16 protein-coding genes are annotated in these 15,851 nt (G+C 67.7%); 11 read left to right on the top strand and 5 right to left on the bottom strand.

Going from position 1 to position 15,851, the window contains the following annotated elements; translation table 11 throughout:
• Positions 1-9: 9 nt before the first annotated feature.
• Complete coding sequence (locus tag HVO_RS04280) at positions 10-609, bottom strand: TetR/AcrR family transcriptional regulator (protein WP_004040894.1); 600 nt, start codon at positions 607-609, stop codon at positions 10-12.
• A 78-nt stretch (positions 610-687) separates the two neighbouring features.
• Positions 688-894: a hypothetical protein gene (locus HVO_RS04275; protein ID WP_004040893.1), complete on the bottom strand. Its 207-nt coding sequence runs from the start codon at positions 892-894 to the stop codon at positions 688-690.
• 109 nt (positions 895-1,003) lie between these two features.
• Between HVO_RS04275 and HVO_RS04270 the strand changes: the two genes are divergently transcribed.
• The 7 genes from HVO_RS04270 (at position 1,004) to HVO_RS04240 (ending at position 9,424) form a co-directional block, all read left to right on the top strand.
• The gene (locus tag HVO_RS04270) at positions 1,004-1,435 is read left to right on the top strand and encodes a zinc ribbon domain-containing protein (RefSeq protein ID WP_004040892.1); all 432 of its coding nucleotides are present in this window, start codon (positions 1,004-1,006) and stop codon (positions 1,433-1,435) included.
• A gap of 216 nt (positions 1,436-1,651) precedes the next feature.
• A complete protein-coding gene (locus HVO_RS04265; RefSeq protein WP_013035041.1) occupies positions 1,652-2,908 on the top strand; it encodes an ABC transporter substrate-binding protein in 1,257 nt (418 codons plus the stop codon).
• A gap of 168 nt (positions 2,909-3,076) precedes the next feature.
• Positions 3,077-3,748 carry a response regulator gene (locus tag HVO_RS04260; RefSeq protein ID WP_004040890.1) on the top strand — a complete coding sequence of 224 codons (672 nt, stop codon included), beginning with the start codon at positions 3,077-3,079 and terminating at the stop codon, positions 3,746-3,748.
• A gap of 103 nt (positions 3,749-3,851) precedes the next feature.
• Positions 3,852-4,397, top strand: coding sequence for a ribbon-helix-helix protein, CopG family (locus HVO_RS04255; protein ID WP_004040889.1), 546 nt, complete (start codon positions 3,852-3,854; stop codon positions 4,395-4,397).
• 190 nt (positions 4,398-4,587) lie between these two features.
• Complete coding sequence (locus tag HVO_RS04250) at positions 4,588-5,805, top strand: Nramp family divalent metal transporter (RefSeq protein WP_004040888.1); 1,218 nt, start codon at positions 4,588-4,590, stop codon at positions 5,803-5,805.
• Positions 5,805-7,820, top strand: coding sequence for a hydantoinase/oxoprolinase family protein (locus HVO_RS04245; RefSeq protein ID WP_004040887.1), 2,016 nt, complete (start codon positions 5,805-5,807; stop codon positions 7,818-7,820). The genes HVO_RS04250 and HVO_RS04245 overlap by 1 nt, the downstream gene beginning before the upstream one ends.
• A complete protein-coding gene (locus tag HVO_RS04240) occupies positions 7,817-9,424 on the top strand; it encodes a hydantoinase B/oxoprolinase family protein (RefSeq protein ID WP_004040886.1) in 1,608 nt (535 codons plus the stop codon). The genes HVO_RS04245 and HVO_RS04240 overlap by 4 nt, the downstream gene beginning before the upstream one ends.
• A gap of 221 nt (positions 9,425-9,645) precedes the next feature.
• Here HVO_RS04240 and HVO_RS04235 read toward each other — a convergent pair whose 3' ends face one another.
• On the bottom strand, positions 9,646-10,896 hold the full coding sequence (locus tag HVO_RS04235) for a M24 family metallopeptidase (RefSeq protein WP_013035071.1): 1,251 nt from the start codon (positions 10,894-10,896) through the stop codon (positions 9,646-9,648).
• Positions 10,897-11,059: 163 nt separating this feature from the next.
• On the opposite strand from HVO_RS04235, the gene HVO_RS04230 reads away from it, so the two are divergent.
• The 4 genes from HVO_RS04230 (at position 11,060) to HVO_RS04215 (ending at position 13,062) form a co-directional block, all read left to right on the top strand.
• A complete protein-coding gene (locus HVO_RS04230) occupies positions 11,060-11,743 on the top strand; it encodes an EthD domain-containing protein (RefSeq protein ID WP_004040884.1) in 684 nt (227 codons plus the stop codon).
• 3 nt (positions 11,744-11,746) lie between these two features.
• Entirely contained in the window at positions 11,747-12,337 is a 591-nt protein-coding gene (locus HVO_RS04225; protein ID WP_004040883.1) for an HD domain-containing protein, read from the top strand.
• A gap of 65 nt (positions 12,338-12,402) precedes the next feature.
• Positions 12,403-12,774, top strand: coding sequence for a cupin domain-containing protein (locus HVO_RS04220; protein WP_004040882.1), 372 nt, complete (start codon positions 12,403-12,405; stop codon positions 12,772-12,774).
• 78 nt (positions 12,775-12,852) lie between these two features.
• Positions 12,853-13,062 carry a hypothetical protein gene (locus tag HVO_RS04215; protein ID WP_004040881.1) on the top strand — a complete coding sequence of 70 codons (210 nt, stop codon included), beginning with the start codon at positions 12,853-12,855 and terminating at the stop codon, positions 13,060-13,062.
• A 39-nt stretch (positions 13,063-13,101) separates the two neighbouring features.
• On the opposite strand, the gene HVO_RS04210 is transcribed toward HVO_RS04215, so the two are convergent.
• A complete protein-coding gene (locus HVO_RS04210; RefSeq protein ID WP_004040880.1) occupies positions 13,102-14,046 on the bottom strand; it encodes an NAD-dependent epimerase/dehydratase family protein in 945 nt (314 codons plus the stop codon).
• 107 nt (positions 14,047-14,153) lie between these two features.
• Positions 14,154-15,848, bottom strand: coding sequence for a thiamine pyrophosphate-binding protein (locus HVO_RS04205; protein WP_004040879.1), 1,695 nt, complete (start codon positions 15,846-15,848; stop codon positions 14,154-14,156).
• Between the last annotated feature and the right edge of the window lie 3 nt (positions 15,849-15,851).

Genomic DNA, 15,851 nt, shown 5'->3' with positions numbered 1-15,851 from the left:
CGGCGGCGACTACGCCGAGATGCGGTCGATGTGCGACTGGATGGCCGCTCGGAGCGGTTCGATTGACTCGTCGGGTTTGAACACCGTCAGCCGGCGGGCGCGCGTCCCAGTTAGAATCGAGAGAAACAGTTCGGCCTCGGCCTCTGGGTCGTTGACGTCGAACTCGCCCGCCTCGACGCCGCGGACGAGGATGTCCCGCAGCAGCTCCGTGAGCTCGGCGTCGACGTGGCGGTACTCCTCGCGACAGCCCTCGTCGTGCGGGGCGTTCACCCGGAGTTCGAACATGGACAGTTGGAGCCGGTAGGCCTCCTCGGAGAGCGTCTCGGGGAGGAGCGTGTCGACGAGCGTTTCGAGTTCCTCTTTGGGCGTGCGGTCCCCCCGAGGGAGGCTGTTCAGAAACTGCGTGAGGACGTAGTCGAGGAAGTCGACCAACAGCTCGTCTTTCCCGTCGTAATGGTAGTACAGGAGCGTCTTGCTGTTCTCGAACTCGTCGGCGATGTGTTGTATCGTCAGGTTGCCGTAGCCGTGTTTTTGTAGCGCCCTGTACGTCGCCTCCATGATGCGTCGCTTCGCCGGCTCCAACTCCTCGGCGCGACCGTCCTGCGTCATATCCCGGCGGTTCGCGTTCGACGAAAGTGTCGCTTTCGGGTCGTCGCGGGCGGCGGGATGACTCGCCGCCGACCGCGGTCAGAGCCGAACCAGGAAGGCCACCCAGAACAGCACCGAGAGCGACCCCGCTCCGGCTAGCAGATAGCTGTAAATGTTCTTCGTGTGTCCGTGTACTTTGTAGCCGGTGTAGACCGAGACGAACCCCGCGATAGGGAGGACGAAAAGCGAGAGCACCGCGCTCAGTCCGCCAATCGCGAGATATCTCCGCGTCGTTGTGTCGTTCATCGTGTGCCCACGACGCTGTTGAATATTAATTCAATATTTAAACTACCGGTAGCGGTACCGCGGTTCGGTGACCCGAACCGCTATACGTGGTTGAACAGAAATTCAATATATGAAAAAACGCGCAGTCAAGCGCCCGCTTCTCGCCGCGCTCCTCTCGTCGTTCGTCGCGGGGCTCGGACAGTTGTATCTCCGCCGTTGGAAGCGCGCGTTCGCGTGGGCTGCCGTCTTCCTTGGCGTCGGCTCTCTGAGCGGTCCCGACGCGGTTGCGATGTACTTGCAGGGCGCGGGCGACTTCTGGAGCGCCGCGCCGCTGTTCGTCGTTACCCTCCTCGCCACTCTCGACGCGTACGTGGTTGCGCGCGTCCAGAACCGCGCGTCGAAGCGGTCCGAGAGCCGCGACGGCCGGGTCTGTCCGAACTGTCGCCGCGCCGCCGACCCGTCGCTTGCGTTCTGTCAGTGGTGTGCGACCGAACTCGGTTCGGTCCCCGGTTCCGGGGCCGAGGCCGACGTTGACGCCGCCGAAGGGGGGACTCGAACGTGACTGACACGACCGACGCGACCGACGCGTCCGACGAGCAAGGCCGCGAGGAACCGCTCGATACTGTCCGTCGAGACGCAGGGGAGGGAATCCGTAACGGGGAACACGCTCAATACGTCTCAACTCATTGTTAAAATATCACGACTCCTCGCTCGCGAGCGAAGTATTTAGGCATACCTAAAACGAAGCAGTTTTATTTTTTTATGCTGGCCTAAAAATATGGCAGACAACGATGACTGTCGGTCCGGGCCGACTCGCCGGGACTACGTGAAGTTCGGCGGGACGGTCCTCGGCGGGGGACTCCTCGCGGGTTGTGCGGGCGGGGGTTCCGACGCGACGACCACTACTTCTGACGCCGTCTCGACGACTGAGACGGATACCGAAGAAGCGACTGAGACGAGCGACGGGTCGTACTCGGTGTCGATGGCCCCGGTCGGTGAGGTCGAGTTCGACGCCGTGCCGGAACGCGCTCTGACTTACTACCCGGTCTCGGCCGACGCGGCGGTCGCCTTCGGCCACGGCGACGCCATTACCGGCATCGGTTACGACAAGGAGCTGTTCGGCAACACGGTCGACTACTACTACGACGCGCTCGACGGCGTGGAGTTCGAGTGGGAGAAACTCGGCCGCGTTACGCCGGCGTCGAACCCGAACGCCCTCGACAGAGAGCTGTTTTACGAACTGGACAGCGACGTGCACTTCCTCGACCCGTGTCTGCTCCGGAGTCCCTCGTTCGACTGGACCGAAGGCGAGGTGGCGTCAATCGCGGCCGACGTGGGTCCGTGGTTCGGCAACTATTACAGCCGGACGAACGCCGACCCGCCCGAGCCTTGCCGCGACCGCTACGAGCACTATACGCTCTGGGAGTACCTCGGCCACATCGCGGCGGTGTTCCGAGAGGAAGAGCGCTACCGGGCGTTCAGGTCCCTCCGGGACGACCTCGTCGCCCGGATACGGGCCGACCTCCCACCGGCGTCCGAGCGCCCGTCGCTCGCGGTCGTCGCCGACACCGGCGGGACGTTCTGGCCGTACGACTTCACGGGGGACGGCTACCTCTGGGCGCACCTCCGCCCGTTCGGGATGCAGAACGCGTTTGCGACGACAGACGCCCAGACCGGGTCGGACGGTTCGTACGATTACGAGGTGATGGTCGAGACCGCGCCCGACGTGGTCCTCCGGTACTGGGGGACCGCGCTCAGAGACACCTTCCGCTCGAACCGCGACGAGGTGCTTTCGAACCCCCTCGCGGACGAGGTGCCCGCGTTCCGCGACGGCCGGTACTACCCGTCCGGCAACGGGATGCAGGGCCCGATTATGAACCTGTTCCAGTTGGAGATGACCGCCAAACAGCTCTTCCCCGAGCGGTTCGGCGCGTGGCCCGGCTACGGCGACGGCGAGTCGTACCCCGAGATTCCCGAGGCTGAACGGCTGTTCGACCGCGAGCGCGTCACCGACATCGTCGCCGGCGAGTTCTGACGGGCGGCCGAGCGAGACCCGGTCGGACTCGGTCGCGTCAAACTCGGTCGCCTCCGTCGCGCCGTCGTTCTCGTTATTAGATTCGAAACCGACCCGTGTTTCTCCGGTCCCTATTTATAGAGGTCGAACATATGTGCCGCCGCGAGAGTTGCTATTCGGTACCTACTGATGACGACCTCGGAATCCCCTCGCGTCGTCTACGCCGACGACGACGCGGCGCTCTTGGACCTCGGCGAGACGTACCTTCGAAAGCTCTCTTCGTTCGAGGTGACGACGTGCTCGGACCCGAGGGTCGCGTTCGATATCGTTCGTGATTCCGATATCGACTGCGTGGTCAGCGACTACGACATGCCGGCGATGACCGGGGTCGAACTCCTCGAAACGGTTCGCGAGGACCACGGTTCGCTTCCCCTCATCCTCTTTACCGGCAAGGGGAGCGAGGAAGTCGCGAGCGACGCCATCTCCGCGGGCGTCACCGACTACCTCCAGAAACAGCCCTCCTCCGAGCAGTACGAACTGCTCGTCAACCGCATCGAAAACAGCGTCTCCGAACACCGGGCGACCCGCCGGGCGGAGCGCTACGAAACCGTTCTCGAAGCGCTCGGCTACCCGGTGTACGTCGTCGACGAGCGCGGCCGCTTCGAGTACGTCAACGACGCGTTCGTCGACCACGGCGGCTCCGAGGTAACGGTGACCGTCGGTCGGACCCACGACGGCTTTTACGTCGAGGACGACGGCGACGGCCTTCCCGACGACCGCTCGCCAGAGGAGTGCTTCGAAGCCGGCGGGAGCGAGCACCGCGACGGCGGACTGACCCGTCGCCGTCGTCTCAATTTCTAAAATTTTCACACATCTTGAGTAGCCGGCTGCCGTTCGTCACGCGTTCGCGACTCGCGGCGGTCATCTACACACCCTTAAGAACCCCACCGAGAGTTAGACACGCATGGTCACGAATCGCGTCACGGTGTCGCTCGACGAGGACGCTCAGTCGGCGCTCGACGGGCTCGCCGGCCGGACCGACAAGGCCCAAAGCGAACTCGTCCGCGAGGCGCTCGTCTTCTACGCGGCCAACTTCGAGGCGGCGACGACCGACGCCGGGCCGAACCTCGAAGCCTACCACCAGATGCTGTCGAGCGGCGAGCACGTCCTTCTCGACGTGGACTTCCTGCACACGTTTCTCGACTACGTGGAGGGCGACGACGGCGAGCCGGCTCCCGAGTTTCTCGACGCCATCGACCGGGTCGCGGCGTTCCACGCCCACGAGTATCGCGACCGATTCGAGTCGCTGGCTGAACTCCTCGACTGGCTGTCGTTCTGCGGCTTTCTCACGGTCCGCGCCTCCGAGGGCGACACCTTCCACGTCGTCTTTCCCACCGAGTCCGTCAAGTGGTTTATGTCGCGGTTCATCGCGCTCAGCACCGAGCAGTCCCCGTTCGATATCGAGGTCGAAGAGGGCGTCTCGAAGGTGCTTCTCACCGAGGTCCGGTGAGGGCCGCGTCCGGCGCGGACCCGACCGGACTCGGACGCTGGTTTCCGGACTCGGTTGTCGGTCCACGCCCGCCGCTAGCTTCATACTCGTTCATACTCCTTCGTACGCGCTCTTCGCGCCGTACTCGGCGTTCTCAACCGGGATTTATCAATCAGAGTTTGATACGTCAATCCACCTCACAGGTAGAACCATGAACTTCATCGAACGTCTGAAATCTATCGGTCCGGGCGCGATGGTCGCCGCCGCGTTCATCGGTCCCGGAACGGTCACGACCGCGAGCGTGACGGGCGCGCGATTCGGCTACGCGCTCGTCTGGACGATTGCCTTCTCGATAGTCGCCACTATCGTGCTGCAGGAGATGAGCGCCCGACTCGGCCTCGTCTCCCGCGAGGGCCTCGGGGAGGCGCTCCGGGGGCAGTTCGACAGCCCCGCGCTGTCGGGACTGAGTATCGCCCTCGTCGTGAGCGCCATCGGCGTCGGCACGGCCGCCTACGAGACCGGAAACATCCTCGGCGGCGCGGCCGGACTGGAGGGGCTGACCGGCATCAGCGCCAACCTCTGGGGGCCCGCGATGGGTCTCGTCGCCGGCGTCCTCCTGTGGTCCGGGAAGTACAAACTCATCGAGAAAGCGCTGGTCGGCCTCGTCTCCATCATGGCCGTCTCCTTCCTCATCGACGCCATCCTCATCGGCCCCGACCTCGGCGCGCTCGCCCGCGGGTTCATCCCGAGCGTCCCGGAGGGGTCGGCGTTCCTCATCACCGGCCTCATCGGGACGACCGTCGTCGGCTACAACCTCTTTCTCCACGCCGGGAGCGTCCAAGAGCGGTGGGCCGGCCCCGAGGAGTTGAACGAGTCGCGGGCCGACACGGTTCTGTCTATCGTCCTCGGCGGCTTCATCACCATCTCGATTCTCGTCACCGCCGCGGCGGCGTTCCCCGTCGGGACGAACATCCAGAACGTGAGCACGATGGCCGAACAGCTCGAACCGCTCGTCGGCACGCAGGCGAAGGTGTTCTTCGGCATCGGGCTGTTCGCCGCGGGCTTCACCAGCGCGACGACCGCCCCGCTGGCCGGCGCGTACGCGACGGCGGGGGCGCTCGGCTGGGACACCGACCTCCAGTCCACGAAGTTCCGCGCCGTCTGGGGCTCGATTCTGCTCGTCGGCATCGTCTTCTCCGCGGTCGGATACAGCCCCGTGCAGGCCATCGTCTTCGCGCAGGTCGCCAACGGCGTCCTGCTTCCCATCGTCGCCGTCTTCCTCATCTACGTGATGAACGACCGCGACATCCTCGGGTCGTACGCCAACTCCACGCTCCAGAACGTCGTCGGCGGGCTGGTGACGCTCGTCGTCGTCTGGCTCGGCCTCCGAACGCTCTATACGGTCGCGACCGATATGGGGGTGTTCTGATGGACACAGAGACGCGAATCGGCGTCGACGTCGGCGGCACGTTCACCGACGTGGCGCTTCTGACTCCCGAGGGCCGCCTCGTCACCGCGAAGGTCCCGAGCACGGACGACCAGAGCGTCGGCGTCGTCCGCGGCATCGAGAGGGCCTGCGACGACGCCGGCATCGACCCGGCCGAGGTCGACGCGTTCACCCACGCGATGACCGTCTCGGTCAACGCCCTCCTCGAAGACGACGGCGCGACGACCGCGCTCGTCACCACCGAGGGGTTCCGCGACGTGCTCGAAATCGGCCGACAGGCCCGACCCGACCTCTACGACGTGACCGCGGACAAGCCCGCCCCGCTCGTCCCGCGCCGCCGCCGGTTCGAGGTGACGGAGCGGGCGACCGTCGAGGGCATCCAGACCGAAGTCGACGAGTCGGAGGTCCGGGCGCTCGCAGACGACATCCGCGACGCCGGCGCGGAGAGCGTCGCCGTCTCGCTGCTGCACGCCTACCGGCACCCCGAAAACGAGCGCGTCGTCGCCGACGTGCTCCGCGAGGAACTCGACGCGCCGGTCTCCGCGTCCCACGAGGTGCTCGCCGAGTTCCGCGAGTTCGAGCGCACCTCGACCACCGCGGTCGACGCCTACGTGACGCCGGCCATCGACAGCTACCTCGGCCGCCTCGAATCGCGGGCCGCGGACCTCGGCGTCCCGGTCCCTCAGATAATGCAGGCCAACGGCGGTATCGCCCCGGCGTCGACCGTGCGCGAGCACGCCGTGACGACCACGATGTCCGGGCCGGCCGCGGGCGTCGTCGGCGCGGCGGAGACCGCGACCGGCTCCGGCGGCGACCTCGCCGGCCTCGTCACCTTCGACATGGGCGGCACCTCCAGCGACGTGAGCCTCGTCCGCGACGGCGAGGTCGAGCGGACCACCGACGCCGAAATCAACGGCCGGCCCATCAAGACGCCGATGGTGGACGTGAACACCGTCGGCGCGGGCGGCGGGTCCATCGCGTGGGTCGACTCGGGCAACGCGCTCCGGGTCGGGCCGCGCTCGTCGGGGGCGAACCCCGGTCCGGCCTGCTACGGCCGCGGCGGGACCGAACCGACCGTGACCGACGCGAACGTCGTCCTCGGCTACATCGGCGGCAGTTCCGCCCTCGGCGGCGAACTCTCGCTCGACGTGGACGCCGCCCGCGACGCGCTCTCCGGCCTCGCCGCCGACGCCGGACTGGACGACGCGCTCGCGGCCGCTCGCGGCGTCTACCGCGTCGCCAACGCCAACATGACGCGGGCGATTCGGGCCGTGACGGTCGAGCGCGGCCGCGACCCGCGGCAGTTCGGCCTCGTCGCCTTCGGCGGTGCCGGGCCGATGCACGCCGCCGCCCTCGCCGAGAGCCTCGACATCGAGACCGTGGCGGTCCCGCGGGCCTGCGGCGTCCTCTCGGCGTACGGCCTGCTCGCGGCCGACCAGAAACACGACTCGGTGCGGACGCTCCGCCGACCGCTTTCCGGCCTCGACGCAGAAGCGGTCGAATCCGCCTACGCCGACCTCGAAGCCGACACGCTCGACGACGTGACCGACCCCGACGACGCGGCGGTCCGGCGCGCCGCCGACCTCCGGTACGTCGGTCAGAGCTTCGAACTGACCGTCCCCGTCGGCGAGACGTTCGACGCCGAGGCGGTCGAAGCGCGGTTCCACGAGGCTCACGAGAGCGCCTACGGCTACCGCCTCGACGACCCGGTCGAACTCGTCAACGTCCGGGCGACCGCCGTGGTCGAGCGCGACCCGCTCGACGTGACCTACCGCGGCGGCGGCGACGCCCGCAAGGACACCCGCGAGGCCTTCTTCGACGGCGAGTTCCGCGAGACGCCCGTCTACGACCGCGACGGCCTCGGCGCGAGGACGACCGTCGAGGGGCCGGCCATCCTCGAACAGCACGAGAGCACCGTCGTCGTGCCTCCGGCGTGGGGCGGGACGGTCGGAGCCGACGGGACGCTCGTCCTGACAAGCGGGGGTGACGGCGAATGAGCGACCGCGAGGTCGACCCCGTGACGCTCGAAATCATGCGCAACCAGTTCGAGAGCGTCGCCGAGGAGATGGGACAGGTGCTCATCACCTCGTCGTACTCGCCGAACATCAAGGAGCGCCGCGACTGCTCGACGGCGCTGTTCGACGCCGACGGCCGCCTCGTCGCGCAGGCCGAACACATCCCGGTCCACCTCGGCGCGATGCCCGAGGCCGTCGACACGGTCCTCGACTACGGCCCGGAACCGGGCGACGTGTTCGTCCTCAACGACCCCTTCGAGGGCGGGACGCACCTGCCCGACGTGACGATGGTCTCGCCGCTTTCGGTCGACGGCGAGGTGCTCGGCTACGCCGTCTCGCGGGCGCACCACGCCGACGTGGGCGGGATGACGCCCGGCAGCATGCCCGCCGGCGCGCGCGAAATCTATCAGGAGGGGCTCAGACTCCCGCCGGTCAGACTCGTCGCCGGCGGCGAGACCAACGACGACGTGCTGTCGCTCCTCCTCGCCAACGTCCGCAACCCCGGCGAGCGCCGCGCCGACATCCGCGCGCAACTCGCGGCGAACGAGCGCGCCGAGGAGCGACTGGCCGACCTCGTCGGGGAACACGGTCGGTCCCGCGTTCTCGCGGCGTTCGACGCCGTGATGGACTACTCCCGGAACCGCGTCACCGCGGAACTGCGCGACCTGCCCGACGGCGAGTACCGCGCCCGCGACGTGCTCGAAGGCGACGGCGTGACCGACGACGACATCCCAGTCGAGGTGACCGCGACGGTCGACGGCGACACCGTCGCGTTCGACTTCGACGGCACGGCCGACCAGGTCGCCGGCAACGTCAACGCGCCGCTCGCGGTCGCCAAGAGCGCGGTGTACTTCGTCGTTCGCTGCGTCACCGACCCCGAAATACCGCCGAACCAGGGCTGTTACGACCCCATCTCGGTCGAGGTCCCCGACGGCTCACTCCTCAACCCCGACGCCCCCGCGGCGGTCGTCGGCGGCAACGTCGAGACCAGCCAGCGCGTGACCGACGTGGTCTTCGCGGCGCTCGCCGACGCGGCCCCCGAGCGCGTCCCCGCGCAGGGACAGGGGACGATGAACAACCTGACCATCGGCAGTCGCGTCGGCGGTTCGGACGGCTTCACCTACTACGAGACCATCGGCGGCGGCTTCGGCGGCCGCGCCGGCGGCGACGGTATGGGCGGCGTGCAGGTCGGGATGACCAACACGCTCAACACGCCGGTCGAGGCGCTGGAAGCCGAGTACCCGCTTTTCGTCGAGGCGTACGGCCTCCGCGAGGGAAGCGGCGGCCGCGGCGAGTTCCGCGGCGGCCTCGGCATCGTCCGGTCGGTCACGGTCGAGGCCGACGCGACCGTCTCGCTTCTCACCGAGCGCCGGCGGGTCGCGCCCCGCGGCATCGCCGGCGGCGAGGACGGGGCGACGGGACAGAATCTCGTCGACGGCGAGGCGGTCCCGTCGAAGACGACCCGCGACGTGCCCGCGGGGACGACTGTCACGGTTCGGACGCCGGGCGGCGGCGGCTACGGCGACCCCGACGACCGCGACGCCGACGCACGCCGCCGGGACCGCGAGGACGGCAAGGCGGAGTAGCGTCGGCCGGTCTGCTGGGCGCTGGCTCGGGGACACGGGGAATCCTCGCCCGCCGTATCCAGCCGTTATAGATATTCTATACTACTGACTATTCGTTCGATATTCCGAACCGTAATCTCTCCTGACGAGCTGATGTCTGTTGAAACTGTTCTCAGACGAATGTAGGAAACAAATTCCACAAGTTTCAAAATTTGTGAACTGTTCCTCTGCCGTGTCAGAAATCAGTACTCGATAGTCGTTATCTCCTCGACGGGCCACTGGCTGAGGAGTTCGACGCCGTCGTCGCGGACGACGACCATCTCCTCGACGCGGACGCCCTGTCTCCCCGCCGGTTCCTGGGTCTCGACGGCCATCGTCATCCCCGCCTCGATTTCTATGGGATGGTCCGGCGAGAGGCCGCGCCAGATGAGCGGCACCTCGTACAGTTGGAGGCCGAGGCCGTGGGCCCAGTGGTTGGTCGTCAGCTGCCAGTGGTCGTCCGCGCCGTACCAGTCGGCGTGTTCGCCCGCCATGTCCGGGAACGCCGCCGCGATTTCGTCGGTGGTCTTCCCCGGCTCGATTTCGTCGAGGACGGCGTAGAGGTTGTCGCGGGCCGTCTCGTAGGCGTCGCGCTGTTCGTCGGTCGGCTCGCCCATCGAGAAGGTCCGGTAGTAACACGACCGGTAGCCGAGGTAGCCGACGTTGTAGAAGTCGGCGTAGACGAGATCGCCGGGGCGAATCAGCCGGTCCGTCGTGTTCGCTTGGTGCTTCGGCCACGTGTTCGGCCCCGACGTGAGGTAGCCGCCCTGCGCCATCGCGCCGTGCCGCCAGAGTTCGCGGACGGCGTCGCCCCACACCTCCGACTCCCGCGCGCCCGGTTTCGCGTTCTCCGCGATGGTCTGAAAGCCCGCCTCGCAGATGGCCGCGACCTGTCGCAGACATTCGATTTCGTCTTCGGTCTTGGTCTTTCGGGCGTCTTCCATCACCGCCGCGCACTCGGCCGGCCGGGCGTCGATGCCCTTCGATTCGAAGGCGTCGAGCAGCCCCGCGTGGCCGGTGTCGATGCCCATCGCCTCGTTCGCGAGGCCGTACTCGTCGAGGGCGTCGACGACGGTCTGGGCCATCTTGTCGAGGAGGAACGACCGGGCCGAGTCGCGGCCGGACGCCCGCGGGACGTTCCCCAGTCCGGGACAGCCGTAGCGAACGTCGGTCAGCCACGGGCAGTTGTACCGCTGATTGCTCGCGTGGTCGGCGGTGTCCCAGTGGACGACCGTGCCGTCTTCCAGAAGCAGCGAGTAGTGGTCCGCGCCCGACCCGCCGGTCATCGCCAACCCGGTCACGTACCGGATGTTCGGGTCGTCGATGAGGAGCATACTCCCGAGACCCGCATCGCGCATCCGCGAGAGGGCGCGGTCCTTCCGCTCCTCGCGCATCCGCTTTACGTCGATGCGCTGTTCCCAGTCGACGGCCATCGTCCCGCGGGTCCCGCTCATGAACCCCCGCTCGTGGAAAGGCATACGCCCACCACTCGTGACTATCACATTAATTTGTTGTAGATGGGCGTTGCGAACACACCTCATGATTTATTTTCTCATACGCGAATCGGCAGGTGTACGCATGTACAAGCACGTAGCCCTGCCTGTCCGCAAGGCGGGGATGAGTCACGACGAGTTCGTCACGTACTGGCAGGACAACCACACGCCCATCGCCCGCGACATCGAGGGCGTCGTCCGCTACCAGACGGTCCTCCCCGTCGACGCCGAGGCCTCCGAGTTCGACGGTCTCGCGGAACTCTACTTCGACGACCTCGACGCCCTCCACGACGCGCTCGGCGGCGGGGGCTCGCGCGACTACGACCCGGCGAAGGGGACGGCGAGAGAAGCGAGAGCCGACGTGGACAACTTCCTCGACGTCGAGCGACGCCCTCGAATCATCGGCGAGGAGGTCGTCGAGAAAGACGAGACCGGCGGCGACACGACGGGCCTCTACAAGCACTCGGCGTTTCTCGTCCGCAAAGACGGGATGAGCCACGACGAGTTCCTCGACCACTGGGCGAACACCCACGTCCCCCTCGCCCGCGAGATTCCCGGCGTGGTCCGGTACGCCCGCGTCGTCCCGACCGACCCCGAACGCGCCGAGTTCGACGGCGTCGCAGAACTCTACTTCGAGAGCCTCGACGCGCTCCGGGCGGGCCTCGGCCACGAGTCCTCGCGCGACTACGACCCCGACCACCCGAAGGCGAACGCGCCCCGCGAAGATGTCGACAACTTCCTCTCCATCGGTGACCGTCCGCGGTTCGTCGGCCGCGAGACGGTTCAGAAAGACGCGAGCGGGGGCTGAGCGATGTCGCACGACTACCGCGCGCAGGTCGAGGTCGCCTTCCCCGAACTCGACGACATCGAGGACGACGGCCTCCGCGACAGGGTCAGAGAAGCCTGGTGTCTCGGTCTCGCCCGCGGCGGTTGGCGAGACATCGCAGACATCCCCTACGCGTGGAACATCCACGAGGTGACGAACGTCGAGCACGTCCGCGGCGTGACCCGCATCGCCGTCCGCGCCGCCGAGGAACAGCGGGACTTCCACGGCGCGGACCCGGATTTCGACGTGGTCCGCGCGGCCTGCCTCCTCCACGACGTGGGCAAGTGCTACGAGTACGTCGACTTCGTGGACGACGACAGACTCGACGACCCCGACCCGGAGTACGCCAGCGGGGAGATTCCGCACTCGCTTTCGGGCTACGCCCTCGCCCACGAGGTCGGCTGCCCGCTCGCGGTCCAGCGCGCCATTCCCCACTTTATCGGTGAGATTCCGACCCGGACGCTCGAAGCCGAACTCGTCAAGAGCGCGAACTCGGCGTCCTCGAACGCCATCACGCAGGCCGCGATGGGAATCAGCTTACAGGAGTGGGTCGAAGAGTACTCCCAGACGCAGTAGCGCGACAGCAGTTCCCACGGCAATCGTCACCACAGCTATAATCCCGCCCTTCGTAGCTCGCGCCGATGTACGAACACGTCAACCTCGCCGACCTCGAACCGCACGACGTGGAGAACGCCGACGCCCGAGTCAAGGCCGTCGGCTACGAGCTTCGCCCGCGGAAGATGCGCCCGTCGGTCTGGTCGTTCGATGCGGGCGGGTCGGGACCGATGCACTACCAGCGCGAACAAGAGGAACTGTATCACGTCCTCTCCGGCGCGTTCGAACTCGCCTTCGCCGGCGACGACGGCGAGGAGACCGAGGCCCTCGACCTCGAACCGGGCGACTTCGTGGTCGTCTCGCCCGACGAGGTTCGGCAACTGCGCTGTGTCGAGGCGGGCGAGGTGTTCGTCGTCGGCGCGCCGAACGCGAAGGACGACGGCGTCGTCGTGGGGTGAGCGGGCGGCTCGCCCTCCGAACTCGTCGGAAACGCGACGCGTGCCGTGTTATAAGGGCGCTCGCGACAATCCGGTGATATGGTCATCCCCGGTTACGACCCGGACGACCTCGACGACAGACTCGAGGAACTGCTCACAGAACGCGACCTCGCGGACTATCTCACGCCCGACGAGCGCGAGCGCTACGACTCGGGCGAGAGCCTCGTCGACCTGCTGTCGCCCGACGATATCCGCGACCTGCTGGACGGTCCCGAGACCGAGGGCGCCGACGACGCTCGGCGGCCGTGACCGACTCCACGGCGACGTTTCGGCCCGTCGGCTCTCGGCTCAGACTGGCTCCAACCCGTGTTCCTTCCGAAGCACGTTGACGTAGTCGCGGAACCCGGCTTCGAGGTCGTACTCCGGGTCGTAGCCGAGGTCGGCTTGCGCCTGCGTCACGTCGAGTTCTTGGGTCCACGGGAGTTCGCCCTCGCCGGAGACCGTGAGGTCGGCGTCGGGGAGGAGCCGCCGTACCGTCTCCGCGGCCTCGCGAATCGTCGCCAACTCCCCGCGGACGTTGTAGACGCGTTGGGAGAGGTCGTCTTCGGGCACGAACGTCGCCTTGCGGAACGCCTGCGCGATGTCGCGGACGTGTTGCCAGTCGATGACCTGGTCGCCGTAGTCGACGCTGAACGGCTCGCCGAGCGCCGGTTTCTCGACGATGTTCGCGAGGAACGCGGACCCGCCGGTCTCGCGGTACGGGCCGTAGGCGACCGTCGGTCGGAGCGCGACGTGCGAGACGCCGAAGTCCTCGTAGTAGACTCGGGCCTGATGCTCGTTGTACTCCTTTGTCGCCCCGTAGAGCGTATCGGGGTAGACGAGGTCGGACTCGGTCACGAAGTCGCCGCCGTAGTTCGCGGGCGGGGCGTACACCGCCGCCGACGACGCCCACGCGACGCGCTCGACCTGCTCGGGGAGGGCGCGCGCGGTCTCGAAGACGTTGTTCGTCCCTTGGACGTTCACGTCGAGCGCGGCCCGCGGGTTCTCCCGCGCCGTCGTCGTCAGGAGCGCCGCGAGGTGGACGATGTGCGTCGCGCCGATCTCTCGCACCGCCCGGAACACGTCGGTCGGGTCGGTCACGTCGCCGCGGCGTATCGTCACGTCGTCGGCGACGCCGAGTCTGTCGAGGATGCGCGGGTCGGTCGAGCGGTCGTAGGCGACCACGTCGTGGCCGGCCGCGACGAGGTCCGACGCGACGTACGAGCCGATGAAACCGGTCCCGCCCGTAACCATCACGGTCGATGATGACATGGTATCGTAGTTCTCCCTGCGCGCGAGAAAAGTGTTTCCCGAACGCGGACCACCGAGCGCGGCCGAGACGGCCGACTCGTCACCGCGCGCTATTCGTGGAGCCCCCCGACCGACGCGTAGAACGACGACTGGAGCGTCGCGGCCATGTCCTGACTGCGGTCGATACGGGCGTCGATGACCGCCGGGAGGCCGTGCGTCTTCGCGTCGGCGAGCGCGTCGCCGAGTTCGCCCGGCGTCTCGACGCGGACGCCCGTCGCGCCGAACGCCTCCGCGACCCGCGCGAAGTCCGTGTCGTGGAACTCGACGCCCGCGATGTCGTCGGGCACGTGCTGCATCTGTCTGACCATCCCGAGGCTGGTGTCGTTGAGGACGACGAACGTCGGCGCGACGCCGTGTTCGACCGCCGTCTCGACGCTCGTCATCGTCATGGCGAAGCCGCCGTCGCCCGCGACGCCGACGACGTGTTTGTCGGTCGCCAGCGCGGCCGACACCGCGGCGGGCGTCGCCCACCCCATGCCGCCGACGCCGCCCGAACCGTAGTACGTCTGCACGGCGGGCACCTGGAGGTAGTTGAGCAGCCAAAAGCGGTTGTTCCCCGAGTCGGCGGTGACGACGGTGTCCTCGTCGACGACGCGCTCGATTTCCTTGACGGCCCGCTGGGGGAGGATTGGCGCGGCGTCCGACCCGCACTCGGGCGCGTAAAACGACTCGCGGGCCTCCCGCGCTCGGTCTTCTGCCCAGTCGTTGTCGGTGCCGCCGGCGGCCGCGAGTTCGCGCAGCGATTCGGACGCGTCACCGATGAGCCCCACGTCGGCGGGGTAGACCCATCCGGCGTTCCGCGGGTCGATGTCGGCGTGGATAATCGTCTGCTCGTCGGGGCGGATGAAGTCGGGGGCCTGCCAGTTGGTGTCCATCGGGTTCATGCGACAGCCGACGACGAGGAGCGCGTCGGCCTCGCTGACGAGTCGGTTCGCGCCCTCGTGACCGAACGAGCCGATGACGCCGCCGGCGAGGCGGTGCGTCTCGGGAAACGTCGATTTCCCGAGGTAGGAGGTGACGACCGCGGCTTCGTAGGCCTCGGCGACCGCCGCGAGTTCGTCGTACGCGCCCGACGCGTGGACGCCGTTGCCCGAGACGATGACCGGTCGCTCGGCCGCGTCGAGCGCCTCGGCGGCGGCGGCGATGTCGCGCGCCGTCGGCGCGGCGGTCCACGTTCTGGTCTGCGTTTCGTCGTCCCAGACCGCCGGTACGGACTCGTCCGGGAACGGTTCGGTGACGGCGTCGCCGTCGAGGATGACCGCCGTCGGGCCGGGTCGACCCGCGACGGCGTGTTTGAACGCGAGTTGGAGGCTCCGAACCGTCTCGGTCGGGGTCCGCGGGAACCAGTGTTCCTTCGTCACGGCGTCGAGAATCTTCGGGAGTTCGAGGCCGCCGTAGTCGCCGCGGGACTGCTGGTAGGGCGCGAGCGTCGAGTAGGCCCCGCGCTCGGAGGCCTCGGTGATGGTGACCACCGGCGACGAGGCGAGGCGCGCCTCCATCTGTCCGATGAGGCCGAGGCTTCCTATCCACGGTCCCTGCCCGGCGAGGACGCCCGGTTCGCCCGTCAACCGACCGTGCATCTCGGCCATGACGCTCGCCTCGCGCTCGTCGCGGGGGCGCACGAGGTCGATGTCCGACTCGGGCAGCAGGTCGAACAGTTCGATGACGCGGCCGCCGGGGTAGCCGAAGATTCGCTCGACGCCGAGCCGTTCGAGGCTCTCGACGAGTCGTTCGCTCGTGTTCATAGA

The sequence above is a fragment of the Haloferax volcanii DS2 genome (genome assembly GCF_000025685.1).
GTDB lineage: Archaea > Halobacteriota > Halobacteria > Halobacteriales > Haloferacaceae > Haloferax > Haloferax volcanii.
Note: the sequence above shows the minus strand (reverse complement) of the source record. Positions and strands in the feature narration are given on the sequence as shown.

Excerpts from the sequence above, each read along its gene's own strand:
- HVO_RS04270 (WP_004040892.1), top strand. The coding sequence starts at position 1,004 with ATGAAAAAACGCGCAGTCAAGCGCCCGCTTCTCGCCGCGCTCCTCTCG.
- HVO_RS04220 (WP_004040882.1), top strand. The coding sequence starts at position 12,403 with ATGTACGAACACGTCAACCTCGCCGACCTCGAACCGCACGACGTGGAG.
- HVO_RS04235 (WP_013035071.1), bottom strand. The coding sequence starts at position 10,896 with ATGAGCGGGACCCGCGGGACGATGGCCGTCGACTGGGAACAGCGCATC.
- HVO_RS04230 (WP_004040884.1), top strand. The coding sequence starts at position 11,060 with ATGAGTCACGACGAGTTCGTCACGTACTGGCAGGACAACCACACGCCC.
- HVO_RS04240 (WP_004040886.1), top strand. The coding sequence starts at position 7,817 with ATGAGCGACCGCGAGGTCGACCCCGTGACGCTCGAAATCATGCGCAAC.
- HVO_RS04205 (WP_004040879.1), bottom strand. The coding sequence starts at position 15,848 with ATGAACACGAGCGAACGACTCGTCGAGAGCCTCGAACGGCTCGGCGTC.
- HVO_RS04215 (WP_004040881.1), top strand. The coding sequence starts at position 12,853 with ATGGTCATCCCCGGTTACGACCCGGACGACCTCGACGACAGACTCGAG.
- HVO_RS04225 (WP_004040883.1), top strand. The coding sequence starts at position 11,747 with ATGTCGCACGACTACCGCGCGCAGGTCGAGGTCGCCTTCCCCGAACTC.
- HVO_RS04265 (WP_013035041.1), top strand. The coding sequence starts at position 1,652 with ATGGCAGACAACGATGACTGTCGGTCCGGGCCGACTCGCCGGGACTAC.
- HVO_RS04275 (WP_004040893.1), bottom strand. The coding sequence starts at position 894 with ATGAACGACACAACGACGCGGAGATATCTCGCGATTGGCGGACTGAGC.
- HVO_RS04255 (WP_004040889.1), top strand. The coding sequence starts at position 3,852 with ATGGTCACGAATCGCGTCACGGTGTCGCTCGACGAGGACGCTCAGTCG.
- HVO_RS04260 (WP_004040890.1), top strand. The coding sequence starts at position 3,077 with ATGACGACCTCGGAATCCCCTCGCGTCGTCTACGCCGACGACGACGCG.
- HVO_RS04245 (WP_004040887.1), top strand. The coding sequence starts at position 5,805 with ATGGACACAGAGACGCGAATCGGCGTCGACGTCGGCGGCACGTTCACC.
- HVO_RS04250 (WP_004040888.1), top strand. The coding sequence starts at position 4,588 with ATGAACTTCATCGAACGTCTGAAATCTATCGGTCCGGGCGCGATGGTC.
- HVO_RS04280 (WP_004040894.1), bottom strand. The coding sequence starts at position 609 with ATGACGCAGGACGGTCGCGCCGAGGAGTTGGAGCCGGCGAAGCGACGC.
- HVO_RS04210 (WP_004040880.1), bottom strand. The coding sequence starts at position 14,046 with ATGGTTACGGGCGGGACCGGTTTCATCGGCTCGTACGTCGCGTCGGAC.